Here is a 20,888-nt window from a genome sequence, read left to right as displayed (position 1 = left end):
TAAAAGTAAGCGTATACTAAACACATGTTGGTTATGAAAACAATTGTTTTTTTGATGTTTCAACCGACAAGTTGGCATCTTTAAACCATGTCATTGCTAATAAAAATATTATTTTAAGATGATTGACAATTTTAAAAGTAAGCGTATACTAAACACATGTTGGTTATGAAAACAATTGTTTTTTTGATGTTTCAACCGACAAGTTGGCATCTTTAAACCATGTCATTGTTAATAAAAATATCATTTAAAAGATGATTGACAATTTAAAAAGTAAGCGTATACTAAACACATGTTGGTTATGCAAACAATTGTTTTGAAGAAGAGAGGTGTAAAAATGGCTAATGATATTAATGAAAATGAAGAGATGATTTTAGGTATGATTCGAGAAAATCCATTTATCTCTCAACAGGAGTTATCAGAAATTTTAGGTTTATCAAAATCATCGATTGCTAATATTATCTCTGGATTAATCAAGAAAGAGTATGTCTTTGGCAAGGCTTATGTTTTGAATGAAACAGCTCCTATTGTTTGCATAGGTGGAGCTAACGTGGATAGGAAATTCTATACCAAAAGTAAAATAACGAATGAAACGTCTAATCCAGTGAAGTCTTCTAGATCAGTTGGAGGAGTCGCGAGAAATATTGCTGAAAACTTAGGTAGATTAGGTGAGGATGTAACATTAATTTCAGCAAGTGGACATGATTCAGAGTGGCAAGAAATTTATGATTTATCATCTCCTTTCATGAATTTAGAACATGTTTATCAAGGTGACAATTTGACGACAGGATCTTATACAGCCGTTTTAGATATGAAGGGGGATTTATCCATTGCATTAGCAGACATGGACGTTTTTGAGAATATTACCCCTGAGTTGTTAATCAAAAATACTAATATACTAAAAAAAGCAAAATGTATCGTAACGGATTTAAATTGCCCAAGTGAAACGATTGATTTTCTGTGCTTTTTCGCATCGAAACATGATATTCCATTAGTCATTATTCCTGTTTCATCTCCAAAAATGGATAGGCTTCCAAAATCTTTGAATGCAGTAAGTTGGCTTATCGTAAATAAAGATGAAACAGAAACGTTTATGAATATTAATATCAGTGATGAAGAAAGTTGGAAAAACTCAGTTGAAAAATGGCTTGAGTTAGGTGTCAAAAATGTGATTGTAACGAATGGCTCAAAAGGTGTCATGACAGGTAGTCAAAATGGAGAGGTTCATTATTTTCCAGCTATCGAAACACCGATGGTTGTTGATGTAACAGGTGCAGGCGATTCATTTTGTTCAGCTGTAATTTATTCCTGGCTACAGAAAAAGGAAATCGATTACATCGTCAAATCTGGCTTGGTCAATGCCCATAAAACGATTATGTCAAAGTATACAGTTAGACAAGAATTATCAAAAAAACAATTTATCTTAGATATGGAGGCAATTTAAATGAAAAACTATATTGAATTATCACAAGAGGTACAACAAGCAAAAGCAGAAGGAAAAGCAATCGTTGCATTAGAGTCTACTATTATTTCTCACGGTATGCCGTATCCACAAAACGTAAAAATGGCTCGTGAAGTTGAACAAATTGTTCGTGATAACGGTGCTGTTCCAGCAACTATTGCCATCATTGATGGAAAAATTAAAATTGGTTTAACAGATGAGGAATTAGAATTATTCGGTAAAAGTTCAGGTGTTGCTAAAGTATCAAGACGTGACTTAGCTCATATTGTTGCTACAAAACAACTTGGTGCTACGACTGTTGCAACAACAATGATTTGCGCGGATTTAGCAGACATCAAAATCTTCGTAACTGGTGGTATTGGTGGAGTTCATAAAGGTGCAGAAACGACGATGGACATCTCTGCTGACCTTGATGAATTAGCTCAAACGGATGTAGCTGTCATTTGTGCTGGAGCTAAATCAATCCTAGATTTAGGACTTACTCTTGAATACCTTGAAACAAAAGGGGTTCCTGTAATTGGATATGAAACAGAAGTTTTACCAGCATTCTACACAAGAAGTAGTGAACATAAATTAAATATCTCTACGGATTCAATCGACGTAATTGCAGAAACATTAAAAACGAAATGGGAATTAAACCTTAATGGTGGAGCAGTAATCGCTAACCCAATTCCTAAAGAACATGCTATGGATGAAGACTTTATCAATGGAATAATTGCTCAAGCAATCAAAGAAGCAGAAGAAAACAACATTATTGGTAAAGATAGTACACCATTCTTGCTTGGAAAAATAAAAGATTTAACGAACGGTACAAGCCTTGTGGCCAATATTGAATTAGTAAAACACAATGCTAAAGTAGGAAGCCAAATTGCAGTTAGTTTCAACAACCAAACTAAATAAATAATAAACAGAGTTCGTCATTAGTTTAGACTTAACTTCTATAAAGTTAGCTGTCTTAGATTCTTATTAGCAACTAAACTTTATAGAAGTTGTTTTTCCAAAACTATGAAAACGCTACCATTAAAAGGGAGAGCTACGTATGAAATTTATTTTCTTACTTACAGGACTTTTACTTGTTTTTGTTGTTGGTTTTTTAGTAAGTAACAATAGAAAACAAATCAAGTATAAACGTATTCTGATCATGTTGGCTGTGCAAATTATTTCCGTGTACTTCATGATGAATACGAGTATTGGGTTAATTGCGATTACTAAAGTAGGCGGGTTCTTTGAGAAATTAATGAAAATCGCTAATTCAGGAATCGAATTTGTATTTGGAAATTTGGTGAATGAAGGTGGATTTACATTTTTCCTTTCCGTGTTATTACCGCTTGTTTTCATATCCGTATTAATAGGGATACTAAATTATATAAAAGTATTACCGTTCGTGATCAAATATATCGGATTGTTTTTAAGTAAAATAACAGGAATGGGTAAACTAGAAAGCTATTTTGCTGTATCTACAGCTGCACTTGGACAACCAGAAGTGTTCTTAACGATTATTAAACAAATTCCGCTTCTATCTCCAAAAAGACTTTATACGATTTGTACGTCAGCAATGAGTGCAATAAGTATGGCGATGGTTGGGTCTTATATGACCATGTTAGAGCCTAAATATGTGGTAACGGCAGTAGTATTGAATATTTTTAGTGCACTCATCATTGCTAATATTATTAATCCATATGATTTAGCTGATGATGAAGATTTAATTCAAATTGAAGAAAAAGAAAGACTTCCATTCTTCCAAATGATTGGTGAAAGTGTAATGGATGGCTTTAAAATTGTTATTATTGTTGCTGCTATGCTACTAGGATTTATTTCCTTGATGGAATTGATTAATGTAGTCTTTGTAGGCGTATTTCATGTTTCCTTCCAGACAGTTATTGGCCATATTTTTGCACCAATCGCTTTCTTAATGGGTGTTCCATGGGCAGATGCTGTACAGGCAGGTGGAATTATGGCGACAAAACTAATTACGAATGAATTTGTTGCCATGTTGAATTTTGGTGATATTTCCAGCCATCTTTCTAATAAAACGATTGCTATTGTATCTGTTTATTTAGTTAGTTTTGCAAACTTTGGAACTGTCGGTATTGTAGCTGGTTCAATCAAGTCAATCAGTGAAAAACAAGGGAATTATGTTGCAAAATATTCTTTAAAATTATTGTTAGGTGCGACATTAGCATCTGTCATTTCAGGAACAATAATAGGTATTGTAATGTAAACATATAAACTAGGAGTGAATGATTATGACGACAAGAAAAATTATTATGGATTGTGATCCAGGACATGATGACGCAATTGCGATTATTTTAGCAGCAGCAAGACCAGAATTGGAAATTTTGGCGATTACAACTGTTTCCGGAAATGCTGAGATTGAAAAAACGACGATGAATGCATTAAAAGTTTGTGATTTAGTTTCACGACCGGATGTTGTGGTTTCAAAAGGGGCAAGCGAACCATTGATTCGAATCAGAGAAACCGCACCTGGTATTCATGGCGATTCAGGTTTAGACGGTCCAGAATTGCCCGAGCCTTCTCGTAGTTGGAGTGGGGAGCATGGAGCTGATACGATCATAAGACTGGTAAAAGAATCAAAAGAGCCTGTTACCATTCTACCAACAGGCCCATTAACAAATATTGCTCTAGCTTTAACAAAAGCACCAGAAATTAAGGATAATATAGAAGAAATTGTTCTTATGGGTGGAGGAACATTTGGTAACTGGACACCAACGGCTGAATTTAATATTTGGGCGGATCCAGAAGCTGCCAAAAAAGTATTTGATAGTGGGCTTCCAATCGTCGTTATGGGGCTAGATATCACGCATCAAGCTTTGGCAACAAAAGAAGTAATCGATCAAGTGAATCAAATTGATAACAATGTTGCAAAAATAGTAGGTGAATTATTAGTATTTTTTGCCTCTACTTATAAAGAGATGTTCGATTTTGATGGGGCACCTGTACACGATGTATTAACTGTAGCTTATTGTGTTGCACCAGAATTGTTTAAGACGAAAGATGTAAACGTTACCGTGGAAACGAAAGGTGAGTTTACTGCAGGAACCACATTAGTTGATCTACACGGAGTCACTGGTAGAGAAGTGAATGCTAAATTTGGATTAGAACTTGATGTAGAAGGTTTTTGGAAACTAATGATTGAAGCGCTTAAAAAATACTAAGGAACACGGGGACAGGCACCTCGTCCCGATTTTTTAGGATTGATACCAGATGTGTTTTTCGAAAATTTTGTTACTCAAAATATTCCAAGAATAATAATATTTATATGTAAGGGAGAGCGGTCATAGTGATCAGCTCTCCTTTTTAGTATTTTGTAAGGTTTAACCAATACTACTAATATAGTAGTCGTTAAACCTTACCGAAATCCCCAATTATCATTTTAGGCGAGAAGACACTCACTTCAATTTTATGCAGGGCAACACTCTAAATAAGTGGAAATGAATCGCCTTTTTCGGATTGGATGATAAGGGTGTTGTTTATAAGGACAGATTTGTTAAGACGGTTAGGGGTATGTGCAATCAACAATACATCAATTCCTTTAACTTAAGAGGCAATCTTGACTTCAATAGGGAATCCTAAGTGTGAAAGAACCACTATGAGATTGACTTTATCACACTACATAACTTATCAATTTGCGAAGGCAACTCCTCATTCCCAAGTGTAAAGTTGATGCCAAAGGAGAAGTGGAGGCATTGTCTTATCTACAATATGACAAGCAATCCCAATCACGCCGATTTTCAAGCCTGCTCTCTCGATTACAGTATGTGTTGGGAAAACAGGATGTTTGCTACCCTCATCGTAACAGTTATTCGGCAACATTGGGTAATCAAGTAATGTTGATAGTTTTTTTAAATGTTTTGGACTATAGGCAAACTCCCAGTGAGCAGTCATACCGTCGATCCCCATCGCGTTTAGGATAAGGATAAGGGACTCACCCATGGTTGCAATAGCTGATAAGTTCCGAGAAGAGGCTGGGCCCAGAGAGCTCATTTTTCTATGACCTTTTGGAACAGCCTCTTTTTCACGATAACCCGTAATAAAGAATTATTTATTTTTTTCCCTACCATTATCACAACGACAAACCTTATCAATCTTTTGTGCCCAAGTAAAAAAATGCATGTAACATAATACATATTATGTTACATGCAAATTGATTTTTCTAAATCCTCTTATATAGAAATAAGGCGATATTAAGGCAACCAAAATCTTGTTTGTAGGTAAACGATATTCTTCTAACGTACATTAAAAATACCATCAATAGTAGTATTTTTCTAATGGAACTAACGGCCCTATTAGTTCGCCATGAACAATTTGAAATTAGCTCGATCATTTCGCTTTTGAAAAGTAGTATAAAAACCACACTGCATGATTTTGCTCATCTACGGATGCTCTTCGAAATACCTCTTTAATATATTGATTAGATGTTTCGTCTGCAATATCTAAGTAAAAATCAACAGTTTCTTGCTCATCTTGTATTGCAAAGTTTAGCCCTTTTAAATATATATTAGGACATTCATGGATGATTTTTGGTTGAGGTTGTCTTCCAGTTAGACTGACATAAATTTGTCCGAACTCTTGAAAATGCTTTATTTCATCTTTCCGAATTTCAAGGATTTGTTTTCGTTCCATATCATTCGAAGCCATTTCAGCTAATTTAGCATAACAATTTATGGCACTGTATTCTCCATTAATTGCTCTTTCAATGTCACTCATCAATTTATTAGACTGTCTATTTGTATCATCATAATTATATAAATAAGAATACATGTTAGATCCTCCTCGTTAGTATCATAACCGCATTATCTAACTCCTCCGAAACTACGTACACCATGAAACCCAGGTATTCCATGAACACCATGAAATCCACTTATACTTGGAACACCATGAAACATGACTGGGCTTATGAAGGGTGCATAACTGTGGAGTGGATTGTGGGTTGTATAATAAGGATTATGACTATATCCACCATATACATAATGGAACGGATAACCACCATATCCCATGAAGCCATAACTTCCCAAAATTTGTCTTTCCATTTATCTCTCCTCCTCAAATTGTTTCAAAATTAGTGTATGTGTCCATGTTCAATGAGGGTTAGATATTTGCCTATTTGTAGACGTATGCTTGGTTTATAGTCATAACCTCTCATGGTATTAGCGTTCACAAGACGATAAGTGACAGTCAGCCAATTTGGTAGTCATGCTGTTGAATTAAAGCTACCCGAGCACCAAGGGGTTCAGAATTCCCCATTTTTATTGGTTATACATGATTTTATACATTGTGATGAATCAACATTTTCGGCTTCTGAAGAAGCATGGTAGCTGCATAAAAAACAAATGGATAGTCCTATCTATACTATTTGTATAGATCACGCAGTAGATGGATACATTATCGTAATATATAGATAATTTAAAAAGTATCAACTTCCTTTTTATAAGAAAAAATTTATATAAAACTTATCTAATTTTAATCAAATTTTCATTTATATAGACTATACTGACGTTATATTTCACATTAAAATACTAGGGAGCATCTACGATGAGTTCAAATCCGAGTGCTAGAAAAAACACTCATTTTTTATCCAGTTATATTCCAAATCCAAAAGAAAGAAAAACCATCGTTATCTGTATAACCATAACAATTTGTTTATTTTTCATTGGATTGTTACTCATCTCTCTTAATCATCATCAGCTAATGATACAAGAATACAAACATTATAAGGGTATCCTAAAACAATTTGGGTCTATTTCAAGAATTGTGTATTTTGTCGTTTTTGCTATCTATCCTGTTTTTCTTTTATTAAAATGGAAACCTTTGAAAACAATAGGATGGAACAATCTCCAATTAAAGAGTTTCATACAGGGTTTAGGAAAGTTAGTCCGCAAATGGCATGTGCCCCTTGCGATAGTATCTACTGGATTAATTTTGCTTCATAGTTATTTAGCGATTATGAGGGGATTTAAATGGGACTTTACGAATATCACGGGAATCCTTGCTGTTATTCTCTTATTTTTTCTCCTATTTATGGGGCTTAAACGATTCAAGAGAAAAGATAAAAACTGGCATTTAAAACTGGCTATTGGATTTCTCATTTTATTTATGATTCATGCGTCTTTTTAATTGAATAATGAACATTATAAAAAGGGTTTGTCGCATGAGGATCAGTTCCTTATACAATAAACTCTTTTTCATGTCCCCCCGTTTCATCACACGTCAACATAGACTAAGATCTATTGAGACAATATTTTTTGTTTCATGTTTCACTTTTTTAATTTAAAACATACTAAAAATTAGCCAATTGATTGCCTCATTATTATGTTAAGTTGTATACAGGGTTACGAGGGATTCTGATAAGAAGGACAAACATTATAGGTCGTCCTTCTTTAAATCCTACTCCTTTGTTGAATAAGGGGTTTTTCTAAATGTATGACTTTTCCTATTTTCGCATATTAAAAAGACCACCAATTTGGTGTCACGTTGTTGAATTAAAGCAGCCTTTAGCTAATTAGATAGATTAAAAACTCACATTTATTTCAAGATGAGTTTACATAATACTCCTTATCGGAATTTGCAAAGAGGGAATCCAATAATGACAGAAATATAGCTACCTATTATATTCTCTAGCTTTACAAGTGACAGACACACCGAACGTATGTTATGTTTAGGGAGAAATACTACATACTTTTTAGAATAAAGGACGAGGTGTTTGAACGATGAACAAAACGGATCTAGTGAATGCGGTGGCAGCACAAGCAGAATTAACAAAAGAAGACGCTAAAAAAGCAGTGGATGCTTTGATTGAAACAATCTCAAATACGCTTGCTAAAGAAGAAAAGATCCAATTAGTTGGATTTGGAACTTTTGAAGTGCGCGATCGGGCAGCTCGTACAGGTAGAAACCCACAAACAGGAGAAGAAATACAAATTGCAGCTTCCAAAGTTCCTGCTTTTAAACCAGGTAAGGAATTAAAAGAAGCTGTTAAATAGCATGAATAGCTCGTTATGATAGTGTAAAAATACTCTGGGGATGAGTACTCTCCAGAGTATTTTCTATTTAAATAAGTATCATTTCTGTTTTTTTCAATAGATATGAATTTGAAAAAAGTTTAATCATCTTCAAGATGAACATGGTAATCAATTTTCATACATATTACCTACTTTTATCCATTTTAGGTTTCTAACCATAGCATCTTTAGACCAATCAGCGGGCATTTCTTGATCTGTAATAACACAATCAATTGATGAGAATGACCCTATATGAAAAAGAGCTTTCTGATTAATTTTGGAGGAATCAGTTACAACATAAACACTTCTTGATCTTTTCATCATAATAGTAGATGCAGTTGCTTCATCAATATCGAAATCACATATTCCATCTTTGCTTATTCCTCCACATGAAATAAACGCTTTATCAAAATAAAAGTGTTCTAATAAATGATTGGTTAATGGTCCACTGATTGAACGTTGCAGTGGATTAGTTGTTCCTCCAAGGACGATTACTTTGCCATCAAATAGTTGGTTTTCTAATCGATTATTTAAGATTTCGGCTGCTGCTAATGAGTTGGTCACAATCGTGATATTTTTTACATTTTTAATTGAACTCGCAATATGTAAGGTTGTTGATCCAACATCTAGTGCAACTGTTTCTCCATCCATAATGAAAGTTGCGGCAGATTCCCCTATCATTTTTTTTTGATGATGAGAGATGCCGATTTTTTTATTAAAATGAGGTTCTTTAATCAAGCCAAAATAATGAATAGCCCCGCCGTGAATTCTGCGTAATTTCTTTTTCTCCTCAAGCGCACTTAAATCTTTTCGAATCGTTTCTGGTGTTACGTTTAATTTTATTGCTAAATCTACTACATTAATTTTATTTTTTAGCTCAAGTTCTCTAGTTATTACTCTATATCTTTCTGTAATTAAATACTTATCCATATAATCTTCCCAAGGCCTCCATCATTTTGATTTGTTTTGTTTTCATATATTATAAGAAATGAAAATAAAAATAAGACTAAGGAAAAATTAAGTTTTGTAAATTATTCAAAAATGGAAAGTAAAACAATATCAAAAAATCATCTTTTTAATCTATCTTATCTACTATAAAGTGAAACTTCACTCAGTGGGGGTTTCTTCATCCCCCACTGAGTGTTAGTTGCAGCCCACAGGAAAAGGAAGGCTTCGGAAGCTTATACATCGCACGAAGGAAAAGCGGTAGCTTTTACGAGGATGTGGGTTACACAGACGTTGCCACAGGACGTGGCGGTCTTAGTCTATGTTCCTTTAATTGGGCCTTTACGGATAGTTAACCCCCACTTATCCTCATCGATCTCTCTAAGTCTTTTCGTTAAGGGTTTTACTGCCCTTTAATCTGCGATAAATAATCTAAATGTTTTCTTAGAAAGGCATTTTTGTGTCGTTTGCTTTGGTTTATTTGATTTCTGTTTTTTCTTTGTTTTTTTTACTTTCCTTTCTAGCATAATTAATAATCTATCAATATTTTTATTCTATGATGTAAAGGTAGATTACGGGGATAATGGCGGCAGTTCTTAAATAATGATTGCTTATACTTGAAACTGTTTAATGCTTTTCCCCTATTTTTACTCTTTTCGATTGCTAGGCTCTATTAATTTTAAAAAATTTGGAGGTAATTTTCATGAGTAATCAGGATCTAAACAAAGGGTTAGACAGAAGGGAGTTTATGAAAATAGGAGGAATGAGTACGCTTGCGTTAACACTTGCGTCAACTGGTTTGCCGGGAGATTTATTTACTAACAATGTACATGCTGAAAAATTTGAAAATGCTAAGCTTCAATTTAACTCAGATGGAAAGTTTAAAGTTGTACAATTTAACGACACTCAAGATGATGAACGAATTGATCGCAGGACAATTGAACTTATGGAGAAAGTTCTTGACTCAGAGAAGCCGGATTTTGTTGTTCTTAACGGTGACAATATTACAGGCGGCTGTGATACGGAACTAGAGATGAAACAAGCCTTAAATAATGTAGCTCAACCAATGGAAAAAAGAGGAATAAAATGGGCGGTTACCTTTGGAAATCATGATGAAGATTCTTCTACCAAGAGTGGAATGTATGAGAATGACATGCTGAAGTTCTATATGAAGTACAAAAATAATATGAATGAACCTGGAGAAAAGGACATTACTGGAACAGGAAACATGAACCTCTTAATAAGAAAATCAAAAGGCAATAAAGCCGCATTTAACCTCTGGCTTCTTGATAGCGGAAGATATGCACCAGCACAAATAGCTGGACAAGATTTTAAAGGATACCCTACTTGGGACTGGCTTCGTTTTAATCAAGTTAATTGGTATTATGAGAAATCCAAAAAACTTGAGAAGCAGTACGGTTATAAAGTACCTTCACTCGTGTTCATTCATATTCCTCTTTGGGAACATCGTTTTATGTGGTATGGAAGTGTTGATAGCAGAACACAAGCTAACCATGATCTTGCAGCGACGAAACATAATATAGTAGGAGAAAGAAATGAAGATGAATGTCCAGGACCGGTTAACGGAGGTTTGTTTTCAGCCATGTTAGAGAGAGGCGACGTTAAGGGTGTTTTCTGCGGACATGATCATATAAACACTTATTGTGGCAACTATTATGGAATTTTGCTTGGGTATGCTGGTAACACAGGTTTTGGAACGTACGGTCTTTCTGGTGCTGAAAGAAACAGACTTCGTGGAGCGAGAGTTTTCAATTTGGATGAAAATAAAGAAGGTGTTCTTGTAGAAACCCATATGGTTTTCGCTAAGGACTATGGAATTGATTTAACAGCGAACGATCAAAGTATGGATCCTTTACCATTAAATAATGAAGAAAAGGAAAAAGCAGTGAAAGGATAAATACAGTTCATCTTATCGGTCTCTATCGTATAAAAATATTTTTAATGGAGGTAACAACATGTTACAAAATATAGGAGTACCTGGCCTAATTTTAATATTAATTATTGCTCTCATCATATTTGGACCATCTAAGTTACCTGAAATTGGGCGTGCATTTGGTAATACATTAAGAGAATTTAAAAGCTCAGCAAAGGATTTAATGTCAGAGGAAAAAGATAGTGGTCATTCTAAGTAAGCGTGTCGAAGATGTAAGTTCAAAGCTTACATCTTCCTCTTATTTCTAAAAGGAAGAAGGAAAAGCCCTATATGAAAAATCATGAGTTAACGTTTGTGAATCACCTTGGGGAATTAAGGAAGCGATTAATCATTACATTACTCGCTTTTATCGTTTTTTTATTTGGATCATTCATGTTTGTGCAGGAAATTTATGAGTGGCTTATCCGTGATCTTAATCGTGATTTAGCAGTATTAGGACCATCTGAAATCCTATGGGTTTATTTTATGATTTCAGGAGTGAGTGCGTTCGCACTTACCATCCCAATTGCTGCACATCAAACGTGGTTATTTGTAAAACCAGGACTAACGAAAAAAGAACGAAAAATAACATTAGCCTACATTCCTGGATTGTTTACTTTGTTTATTACAGGGCTTTCATTCGGTTATTTTGTCGTGTATCCAATTGTTCTTAACTTTTTATTATCCTTATCTAAAGGCACGTTTGAAACCATGTTTACAGCCGAAAAGTATTTTAAATTCATGATAAACTTAACACTGCCGTTTGGATTATTATTTGAAATACCGCTCATTGCCATGTTCCTTACCTCAATTGGTGTCATTAATCCAATATTTCTAGCTAAAGCTAGAAAGATGTCTTACTTTTTACTAACCCTTTTAGCTATTTTCATAACTCCACCTGATATTTTGTCGGATATATTGGTTATCGTACCACTATTCGTTTTATATGAATTTAGTGTTACATTGTCTAAAATCGTATATCGAAAAAAAATCAAAAAACAACAAACAGATAATAATATTATTCCGCTGAAAAAAACATCATAAACAATTAAAAAGACAGCTGGTATTTCAATAATGTCAACGGTATTTACAACTCATAGCTGCTAGAGTATGCATATGCGGGGTATAGTTATAAGTCAGTTTTGCCGAAGGGCAAGGCTGGCTTATTTAGACATGAGGGCTACATATAATGGGCTAAATGCACAACGTGTGCAAATATATAAAACCACCTATTAAATTAATTAGTAGGTGGTTTTTACAATTTTTAAGGAAAAGTTAACAGTGATATTATCTCTTAAAGCTGATATATGAATCTAAGGAATGGGACTTACTATTTAATAAACAGACCTACATAAGACTTTAATCGACAGCGTTTTCATTTATTATACATTAAAATACTAATTTGATAGATGGTTGACCAAAAAACAATAAAATCGATTTATTCAGCGGATTTCTATAATGAATACATAATTACTAGATAAATTATTCTATATAGAAAAGAAATATATCAATTAATTAAGTAATAGATTCAGTAAAGTTTGTCGGAGGGATATCAGTGAGTGTAAATATCGAGGTAAATCAAATTGTTGAAAATTATGCTAATTTAGAAGATAAAGTATTGGTAAAGATGGTTCATAGTGGTGATAGCGAAGCACTGGCATTCTTAATTAATAAATACCAGTACTTCGTTCAGATGAAAACACGTCCATACTTTTTGATTGGTGCAGATAAAGAGGATCTAGATCAAGAGGGAATGATTGGTCTATATAAAGCTATTCGTGACTTTAAAGACGACATGATGACCTCGTTTAAAGCTTTTGCTGATCTTTGTATCACAAGACAAATCATAACGGCGATCAAAATGGCGAATCGTCAAAAGCATGGTCCTCTAAATGCTTATATATCTCTGGACAAGCCACTATACGATAATGAATCAAACTATACGCTCATGGATATGATTTCTGAACAAGAAATAATGAATCCGGAAGTATTAATCATAAACAAAGAAAACTCTGATGATATAGATCAAAAAATATCAAAATTGCTTAGTGAGTTGGAAAGAAGAGCGTTGGACCTTTATATTAAAGGACATTCATATGTGGAAATTTCTGAAGAATTGAACACACATGTAAAGTCGATTGATAATGCTCTCCAGCGAGTGAAAAGAAAACTTGAACAGATATTGAGGGAAAAAATCGTAATTTAAAAACTTAATTTTAAATTTTTAAGGAGGCACCGATTTATTGAAACGGAAGAGGAGTTGAGACACATAAAGTGTTGATGGTTAAATTGAATTGGATTAGTTGGATCGCCGTATGAGGTGAAAGTCTCACGTACGGTATGAACAGGGGGATAAGGGAGTGATAACTTCGAACCCTTAGCTATCTGTATAAGATGGATCACAGAAATGATCAATCTTTTTTATAAAAGAATGATTCACCGGGATATTTTTTTATAAAAGGATGATTCAGTTGAATATAGAAAAAGCATGATTTGATCAATCTTTTTTCAAAACACGCTTTTTCTATTTGCTCTTGTATCAAGGTTTATAGAGTTAATTTATTCAAACTTTATTTTAAAGCAACATTTCCCACAAAACTTGACTCAATCACAGAATCTCACCCCATCTTATCCTAATCCTTTAATTTCTAGGATGAAAATTTCAGTACAAACTACTAAGATGACAGGCTAGAAGTAATTTAAGCCAATCACTAGAATCGTTTAGATCGACTTCCAATATTTCCTCAATTTTTCTTATTCGATGGTAGAGTGTATTTTGATGAATATGCAGACGTTCTGCTGTTTCGGGTATCGATCGATTAGCAGCAATGTATGTTCTTAGTGTCAAGTCCAAATTACTTGACTGGGCCTTAGGAGATTGTAGTGGTGTGAACACCTCTTGAATAAATTGTCTAATATCCTCCGTTTGCTGATTTATAAACAAACGGTTAATGCCAATATTATCATAATTGATAATGCCAGTAGTTCCACGATTTGAGATATAGGATAATGATTTATTCGCTTCTTTAAAACTCCTTGCAACATATTCAAGACCTTGGTAACCCCCCCCTATACCTCCCGTTAGGACTGGAGCATCCTTATTTGCCCACAGATTTCCTACATTTTCTAATTTTTGCATTGCATCTTCTTGTTGGGACTCAGAAGTGACATTCACGATGATGGTCACTTTATCCTGAAAACCAAATAGAAGATACTGAAAAGATGCCAGTTCATTATGTAGAGTGGCAATTAGCTTTCTTTGGTATGTTTCACGTTTACCGACGACTTGTACCTTCCCACTCAGTTGCATGACTGTGACAAAAAGTGGTTTGTCTGGAGAAAGACCAAAATCTCTTGATTTAGAAGCAAGCAGATTCGGCTCCCTATAATGGAGAAGTTCATTAAAAAATTCATAACATTGTTTATAGTACATATCTGTCATGGAATAGACATTGACCATTTTTAGTGCAACTAAAGCACTCCCCTGCTCTAACACTACAGTATCAATAGGAGAGAGTAATCGCTGGAGCTCTACGACAAAGTAACCAATTGGAATCCCCTCATTAACAATTGGATACAAATGAACAGGAGTTTCATTAATCGTAACTCTTAATGTATCTACAGAATCCTCCCATCCATTTAATAAATCTGTATTCTTTAGCTTCTTTGAAAGTGGTGTGTAATGTGGGTACCATTCGTTTTTAGTTATATCAAAAAGAGAAACAGGGAGGTTGATCATCCGTTCAACTGTTTTAGCAATCATATTCAAATCAGAATCCTTTAAAGACAGTTTTGTAAAAACTTCGTGAATATGGTTCCGTTTAACCAAATACCCATTTGTTTCCTTTAATTTCGAAAAAAGTCTTGCGTTGGTAATGGCAATTGCTACCTGATCAGCAAAACCTTGCAACCGGCGTAAATCTGAGTTAGTCAACTTTCGTTTGTTCGTAATTTGATGGACAATTATCACACCAATCTTTTCCTCGTTCATTCTTACAGGAACAGCCATTACTATTGTATTAGTAATCACTGTAACTCCCATTGCAGCCAATAAACTTTTCATATTGTTTTCCTGAACATTAGTCATAGCTTCCAATCCTTGTTCAGTATTGAAGATACGACCTATTCCATCCTGGAATACCTTTCCTCCAACACCTTCACCTATGCTGGTCTTGAAATCATAAATAGTTGGTCCAAATCCAAAGCTTGCTTTTGGAGTAAGTTTTTGTGTCTCATCGTCATAAAGCATTAAAAATCCAAGGTCCACTGTTGGAATAGCAATCAATACGTTATGCATGATGTTGTTTAACAGTTCCTCCAACTCGAGCATTGAAGTTAGCGAATGCAAACCCTCTAGCCATGCATCATTTTCATGCCAGTATCGCTCTAATGTTTGTTGAAGTAGCAAATTACGGACTTTCAGCACAAAAAAATCACACTCGATTTCAGATAACGTCCTATCGGAATGTAAACAGGCACGGACTAAAGTTGATTCAGGTACTTCCGTTGCAAACTCAAACAATTGGCTTCTTGTCTGAGGATTGTAGCAAGTAGAATAGTTATTACTTTCTATATCGGTTGAATACGGCCATAAATCTTCATTTGAAAAAAGGGTTTCCTCATGATCGATAAATAGGTCGTTATATAAGTGGACCCACTCTTCTGTGCAAGACAACATCCAAACATGGTATGTCAAAGCACCATTAAATCCGCGCATTGTAATCTCATTCTGTTCCATACGATTCACCCCTTAACTAATTGTACAATCCTCCATTCATCATCCTATATATTGTAGAGATTTACAATAATATTCAGAAAGTAATGTAAGTTTAGACAATGACAATAATGGCTTGTTTATTTATAGTTAATCTACACACATTTTAAAAAAAAGGTAGGTTTTACAATGAATGAAAGCGCTAACAATTCAAGAAGTAAAATGATTTTATTAGTTCTCTATTTTGGATGGATTATATCGTACATTGACAGAACTGTTATAAGTCTTGCAATTGTACAGATTGGAGAAGATTTAACACTTGATGCATCAAAATTAGGGATTGTACTAAGTGCCTTCTTCATGGGATATGCACTAATGCAGATTCCAGGTGGCTGGCTTGCAGACCGTTTTGGATCACGAAAAGTCATCGTGGTAGCTGTTGTGGCCTGGTCGATATTTACTGCATTGTCTGGACTTGCTTGGTCTCTTACTTCGTTACTTCTTATTCGGTTTCTTTTTGGGCTTGGCGAAGGGGGATATCCTGCAGCAAGTACGAAAGCAATATCTGATTATTTTCCCGCTGATAAAAGGACGAAAGCTCAATCCACAATGATGTCTTCAAATGCATTTGGTGCTGCTCTTGCGCCGATTCTTTGTGCTCCACTATTAGTTGCATTTGGTTGGCGGAACGTGTTTTTATTCGTCGGTCTATTAGGTGTTGTTTTTGTGGTCTGGTTTCTTCTATCCACTAGGCAAGCAGGGACTTACTCTAATTCTGGGGTAGCAGTGAAGCCTAGTAGAAAAGAATATGCACAGTTGCTCTGCAATTCTTATTTATGGAAAGTTCTATTAATCTTCTTTTTTGTTAATGTTACAAACTGGGGTCTTCTTTCCTGGATGCCTTCATACTTAATGCAGGGACTTGGAATCGATCTTAAATCAGTTGGGTTATTCAGTGCGATTCCTACCTTATTTCTGACAATAGGGATGATTATTAGTGGAAGAATCATTAATAAGATTGGTTCGAAGGCAAAATATGGAGTAATAACTGGAATTATTATTACAGGGGCTTCTCTTTATTTAATGTCACTTGCATCCGGTGTTTTTCAGGTCATTCTGTATCAGAGCATTGCTTTTACTTTTATGTCATTTGTCATGAGTTTTGTCTTTACAGTGCCACATCGGGTTATGGAACAGAAAGTAGTGGGTACCGCATTTGGCATCATAAATTTTGGAGGACAGGCTGCAGGTATTATTTCCCCAATGATTATGGGGGCCCTTATCGCTTCGACAGGGTCTTACAAAGCCGCGTTCATTTTCTTAACAGTATGCTGCCTAGTCGCTGCAGTTGTAGCTTGTTTCTTACCATTATCTAAAAAGAGCCAAACAGCAACAGATTATTCTGCTGTAGAAAAAGCAAATTGAGGGATTGGTCGCAGGATTGAATGAATCACTAGGCTGTTTTAAACATTGAACTTTAACAGAGTCAATAATTAAAGAAAAGGGGATGAAGAAATGGGCAAATCGAACATTACTAAGTGGATGGATGAGAATGAAGCTAAATTTACAGACTTGGCCAAACAAATTTGGTCAAACCCTGAATTAGGCTATAATGAAACGTTTGCATCTACCTTGCAAATTAAGACTCTAGAAGAAGCAGGATTTGAGGTTACTTCTGGGATTGGTGATGTGCCAACCGCTTTTGTTGCACAATACGGTAAAGGAAAACCAGTCATAGGGATTCTCGGCGAATTTGATGCCCTACCAGGATTATCCCAAGACATCACTCCAAATTATAACCCAATCGTTCCAAATGGCCCAGGACATGGCTGTGGTCACAACTTGCTTGGTACTGCTGGGGTAAATGCTGTGATTGCTCTTAAGGAAAGAATGGAATCAGAAATGCTACCAGGGACGATTCGATACTATGGGTGCCCTGCTGAAGAACTGCTATCCGGAAAAACTTTTATGGCAAGAGCTGGCGTATTTGATGATTTAGATTGCGCCCTTACATGGCACCCTGGAACGATCAATACGACAGCAAATTTTCGATTTCAGGCATTAACGGCAATCGAATTTTATTTCTCTGGGAGAACTGCCCATGCAGGTGCTGCTCCACATCTTGGACGCAGTGCACTAGACGCCGTTGAGTTAATGAATGTCGGTGCTAACTATTTACGGGAGCATGTTCTAGATGGTTCTCGCATCCACTATCAGATTACAAACGGGGGAATGGCACCCAATGTTGTACCTGATAAGGCTAGTGTTTATTATTTCTTGCGTGGAGCAGACCGTAAACAGGTGGAGGAATTAGAGGAAAGGTTAATAAAAGTTGCTCAAGGGGCAGCTATGATGACAGAGACCTCGGTACACTGGGAAATCAAATCTGGATGCTATGAAACACTCCCAAACGAAACTCTGAATGAGCTTATGTATAGGCAAGCAGAAGCAGCAGAACCATTCACTTTTACTCAAGAGGAAGAGACATTTGCTGAAGAACTCCTTCAAACGGTTGAGCCATCTGTGTTGGCAGGAGCGAAAACTCACCTTATGAGTAAGGATGCAAGTAAAACGCTCGATACAGACTTTTACCACAACATGGATCATTTCGGTTTAACCATTGGTGGATCATCCGATGTAGGAGATGTATCTTGGATTGTTCCCATGGGGCAAATTATGACTACTTGCGCACCACTAGGGGTTCAATTCCATACTTGGCAGGCTACAGCCTCATTTGGTTCATCGATTGGGCTGAAGGGAATGCATTATGCAGCAAAAATAATGGCATTAACTGCTTATGAATTGCTGCTCGATCAAGATGGAATTCTTGAAAAAGCAAAAGCTGAATTCAAGACAAGTACAGATGGAGTAGTTTACATACCAGGTATACCTGCTACTGTTAAACCACCTGTACCAAAAACAGAAACAATTCCTGTTTCGGCAACATGAAATAATGATTATTAGAGTGAGTAAAAGATTAATTTAATTGTCAGTTTACATTTGTGCAGGAATAAACGATTCGGACATGTGTGAAGAACGGGCAAGCAATGAGGCTACATATAATGGGATAGCCTTCACTACTATTGGCTACCCTTTATGATTAGCTTTTTTTGTGCCTGTCATTCTGATAGTTCACTCAATTCTTTGCCAGTCATTTCAGCTATATTGTTAGCCATACTATTAAAAAAATTGGAAGTTTAAACCTGGTAGAGCTCCTATATCCAACTATAAAAACGTCGGCATAACAGAAAAAAGCTCCTCGAAAGTTAATTAGCAATATTACCGTCATGTATTTAGTAAATTGTCAAGTCGACCGTAAATGTTGTAACATTATCATCTGCTATGTAAGAATTTTAATCGAATTAGAACAAATGTAACCCATATTTTTCATGGAACCCTAAATTTCTATGCTAAGGTAATAGCAGGTTAGGTTTTTCAGGAGGTATTTTTATGAAAAAGACAAGCGTGAAAAAATGGGTAGTTACTTCTGTAGCATCTTTAGCATTTCTAGTAGCACAAGGAACAGCAGATGCAGCACCACATAAAGTGGTGAAAGGAGATACTTTATGGGGACTTGGTAAACAGAACGGGATAACAGTTGATGGATTAAAAAAAGCAAATAATCGTCAAAATGATATCATATATGTTGGTGAAACATTAACAATTCCTGATCATACAGGAGTAGCACAAGCTAGCATTTCTTCTATACATAAGGTGATAACGGGAGATACTTTATTTAGCATTGCAAAACAAAATGGAGTAACAGTGGAAGGACTAAAAGCAACGAATCAGTTACAAAATGATACTATTTATATTGGACAAACGTTAACGATCGGAAGCAGGGCTTCTTCACCTCAAGCACAGCCGGATCAGTCTTCTGCTATTTCAGTTGAAGATAAAGACTTATTGTCAAGATTAGTAGAGGCAGAAGCGAAAGGTGAGCTATATCAAGGGAAAGTGGCAGTAGCTACAGTTGTGTTAAATCGCTTAGCATCTCCCAAATTCCCAAATTCTATTCATGATGTAATTTATCAGCCTCTCCCAAACGGAAAATACGAATTTTCACCTGTTGGAAATGGCGCTATTAATCATCCTGCATCTGAAGAATCAAAACGAGCAGTGAATGAAGCGCTATCTAATCCCAATCATGTAAATGACGCTCTGTTTTTCTACAATCCGAAAATAGCAGACAATCATTGGGTGGGAACACAACAAGTAACAGCCGTTATTGGCAACCATGTATTCGCCAAGTAAATACTCATAATTAGGTTCTAGCGCAAACCTCGAATTTTATCAAAATATAAAAATAAGAGAAATAAACGGAGTATGTATTCTAAGGGTTATAAATAGGTTGCGATTATATTTTAGGTATTCAAGAATCGCGATTGTGGAATAAAATTTACTATATTGTTTTATCTTTTTGTATAATGAAGTATTTCACATGGGAAATTAAACAACTATATTTTTACCCCCGTCCTAAATTTAGAACGGGCAAGCATGGAGGCTACATATAATGGGTTACCCTTCACTAATATTGGCTACTCTTTATAAGTAGCCTTTTTTTGTGGACTATTATGATGGATTATATGGAATTTGGTGTTAATAAATAGAGAGCAGGATTAGTGAAGGATTGACCTATTAAAAGAAAAAATTGACTCTCTGGGTGAACGCTCAGTATATTTGTTGAATTAAATTAGGAGAATTGTTCTTTGGTGTATTAACATCGGATGATACTTCAAAAGCTTCCATTTGGAGTGCGTCAAATGGTTTAAGGAACTGTTGCAGATAGTCGGTATCATGTATAGAAGGATCTAACCA

At 35.3% G+C, this 20,888-nt stretch carries 18 protein-coding genes and 1 pseudogene; 13 read left to right on the top strand and 6 right to left on the bottom strand.

Annotation, left to right across the window (positions count from 1 at the left end):
• Positions 1 to 346: 346 nt before the first annotated feature.
• From HNP81_RS19955 to HNP81_RS19940, 4 genes are all read left to right on the top strand, one after another.
• Positions 347 to 1,441, top strand: coding sequence for a carbohydrate kinase (locus HNP81_RS19955; RefSeq protein ID WP_028394015.1), 1,095 nt, complete (start codon positions 347 to 349; stop codon positions 1,439 to 1,441).
• On the top strand, positions 1,442 to 2,359 hold the full coding sequence (locus tag HNP81_RS19950; RefSeq protein WP_182503792.1) for a pseudouridine-5'-phosphate glycosidase: 918 nt from the start codon (positions 1,442 to 1,444) through the stop codon (positions 2,357 to 2,359).
• A gap of 139 nt (positions 2,360 to 2,498) precedes the next feature.
• Positions 2,499 to 3,680, top strand: a complete 1,182-nt coding sequence (locus tag HNP81_RS19945) for a NupC/NupG family nucleoside CNT transporter (RefSeq protein ID WP_182503791.1) — start codon at positions 2,499 to 2,501, stop codon at positions 3,678 to 3,680.
• Between the two features lie 25 nt (positions 3,681 to 3,705).
• Positions 3,706 to 4,635 (top strand): nucleoside hydrolase, encoded by a 930-nt coding sequence (locus tag HNP81_RS19940; RefSeq protein WP_182503790.1) that lies wholly within the window; start codon positions 3,706 to 3,708, stop codon positions 4,633 to 4,635.
• A 487-nt stretch (positions 4,636 to 5,122) separates the two neighbouring features.
• Here HNP81_RS19940 and HNP81_RS19935 read toward each other — a convergent pair whose 3' ends face one another.
• The 3 genes from HNP81_RS19935 to HNP81_RS19925 form a co-directional block, all read right to left on the bottom strand.
• Positions 5,123 to 5,365 carry a metallophosphoesterase family protein gene (locus HNP81_RS19935; RefSeq protein ID WP_182503789.1) on the bottom strand — a complete coding sequence of 81 codons (243 nt, stop codon included), beginning with the start codon at positions 5,363 to 5,365 and terminating at the stop codon, positions 5,123 to 5,125.
• Positions 5,366 to 5,800: 435 nt separating this feature from the next.
• Positions 5,801 to 6,241: a ferritin family protein gene (locus HNP81_RS19930; RefSeq protein WP_182503788.1), complete on the bottom strand. Its 441-nt coding sequence runs from the start codon at positions 6,239 to 6,241 to the stop codon at positions 5,801 to 5,803.
• A gap of 32 nt (positions 6,242 to 6,273) precedes the next feature.
• A complete protein-coding gene (locus HNP81_RS19925; RefSeq protein ID WP_182503787.1) occupies positions 6,274 to 6,510 on the bottom strand; it encodes a hypothetical protein in 237 nt (78 codons plus the stop codon).
• A gap of 502 nt (positions 6,511 to 7,012) precedes the next feature.
• On the opposite strand from HNP81_RS19925, the gene HNP81_RS19920 reads away from it, so the two are divergent.
• Together HNP81_RS19920 and hbs are read left to right on the top strand one after the other, a co-directional pair.
• The gene (locus tag HNP81_RS19920) at positions 7,013 to 7,594 is read left to right on the top strand and encodes a hypothetical protein (RefSeq protein ID WP_182503786.1); all 582 of its coding nucleotides are present in this window, start codon (positions 7,013 to 7,015) and stop codon (positions 7,592 to 7,594) included.
• A gap of 593 nt (positions 7,595 to 8,187) precedes the next feature.
• Complete coding sequence (gene hbs, locus HNP81_RS19915; protein WP_182503785.1) at positions 8,188 to 8,460, top strand: non-specific DNA-binding protein Hbs; 273 nt, start codon at positions 8,188 to 8,190, stop codon at positions 8,458 to 8,460.
• A 147-nt stretch (positions 8,461 to 8,607) separates the two neighbouring features.
• Here the strand turns inward: hbs and HNP81_RS19910 are convergent, their stop codons facing one another.
• Positions 8,608 to 9,408, bottom strand: a complete 801-nt coding sequence (locus HNP81_RS19910) for a DeoR/GlpR family DNA-binding transcription regulator (protein WP_182503784.1) — start codon at positions 9,406 to 9,408, stop codon at positions 8,608 to 8,610.
• Between the two features lie 718 nt (positions 9,409 to 10,126).
• On the opposite strand from HNP81_RS19910, the gene HNP81_RS19905 reads away from it, so the two are divergent.
• The 4 genes from HNP81_RS19905 (at position 10,127) to sigH (ending at position 13,562) form a co-directional block, all read left to right on the top strand.
• Positions 10,127 to 11,341, top strand: coding sequence for a metallophosphoesterase family protein (locus HNP81_RS19905; protein ID WP_182503783.1), 1,215 nt, complete (start codon positions 10,127 to 10,129; stop codon positions 11,339 to 11,341).
• Positions 11,342 to 11,399: 58 nt separating this feature from the next.
• Complete coding sequence (locus HNP81_RS19900) at positions 11,400 to 11,576, top strand: twin-arginine translocase TatA/TatE family subunit (RefSeq protein WP_082625281.1); 177 nt, start codon at positions 11,400 to 11,402, stop codon at positions 11,574 to 11,576.
• 71 nt (positions 11,577 to 11,647) lie between these two features.
• The gene (gene tatC / locus HNP81_RS19895) at positions 11,648 to 12,400 is read left to right on the top strand and encodes a twin-arginine translocase subunit TatC (protein ID WP_182503782.1); all 753 of its coding nucleotides are present in this window, start codon (positions 11,648 to 11,650) and stop codon (positions 12,398 to 12,400) included.
• Between the two features lie 511 nt (positions 12,401 to 12,911).
• The gene (gene sigH / locus HNP81_RS19890; RefSeq protein WP_182503781.1) at positions 12,912 to 13,562 is read left to right on the top strand and encodes an RNA polymerase sporulation sigma factor SigH; all 651 of its coding nucleotides are present in this window, start codon (positions 12,912 to 12,914) and stop codon (positions 13,560 to 13,562) included.
• Positions 13,563 to 14,018: 456 nt separating this feature from the next.
• On the opposite strand, the gene HNP81_RS19885 is transcribed toward sigH, so the two are convergent.
• Entirely contained in the window at positions 14,019 to 16,094 is a 2,076-nt protein-coding gene (locus HNP81_RS19885) for a helix-turn-helix domain-containing protein (protein ID WP_182503780.1), read from the bottom strand.
• 165 nt (positions 16,095 to 16,259) lie between these two features.
• Here HNP81_RS19885 and HNP81_RS19880 point away from each other — a divergent pair, with 165 nt between their 5' ends.
• From HNP81_RS19880 to HNP81_RS19870, 3 genes are all read left to right on the top strand, one after another.
• Positions 16,260 to 17,495 (top strand): MFS transporter, encoded by a 1,236-nt coding sequence (locus HNP81_RS19880; protein ID WP_182503779.1) that lies wholly within the window; start codon positions 16,260 to 16,262, stop codon positions 17,493 to 17,495.
• A 90-nt stretch (positions 17,496 to 17,585) separates the two neighbouring features.
• Positions 17,586 to 19,019: an amidohydrolase gene (locus tag HNP81_RS19875; RefSeq protein WP_182503778.1), complete on the top strand. Its 1,434-nt coding sequence runs from the start codon at positions 17,586 to 17,588 to the stop codon at positions 19,017 to 19,019.
• 501 nt (positions 19,020 to 19,520) lie between these two features.
• Positions 19,521 to 20,324 carry a cell wall hydrolase gene (locus HNP81_RS19870; protein ID WP_182503777.1) on the top strand — a complete coding sequence of 268 codons (804 nt, stop codon included), beginning with the start codon at positions 19,521 to 19,523 and terminating at the stop codon, positions 20,322 to 20,324.
• Between the two features lie 417 nt (positions 20,325 to 20,741).
• Here the strand turns inward: HNP81_RS19870 and HNP81_RS24500 are convergent.
• Positions 20,742 to 20,888, bottom strand: a pseudogene (locus HNP81_RS24500) (hypothetical protein); the annotation flags it as partial.

This window comes from Peribacillus huizhouensis, from assembly GCF_014138605.1.
GTDB classification, from domain to species: domain Bacteria; phylum Bacillota; class Bacilli; order Bacillales; family DSM-1321; genus Peribacillus; species Peribacillus huizhouensis.
Note: the sequence above shows the minus strand (reverse complement) of the source record. Positions and strands in the feature narration are given on the sequence as shown.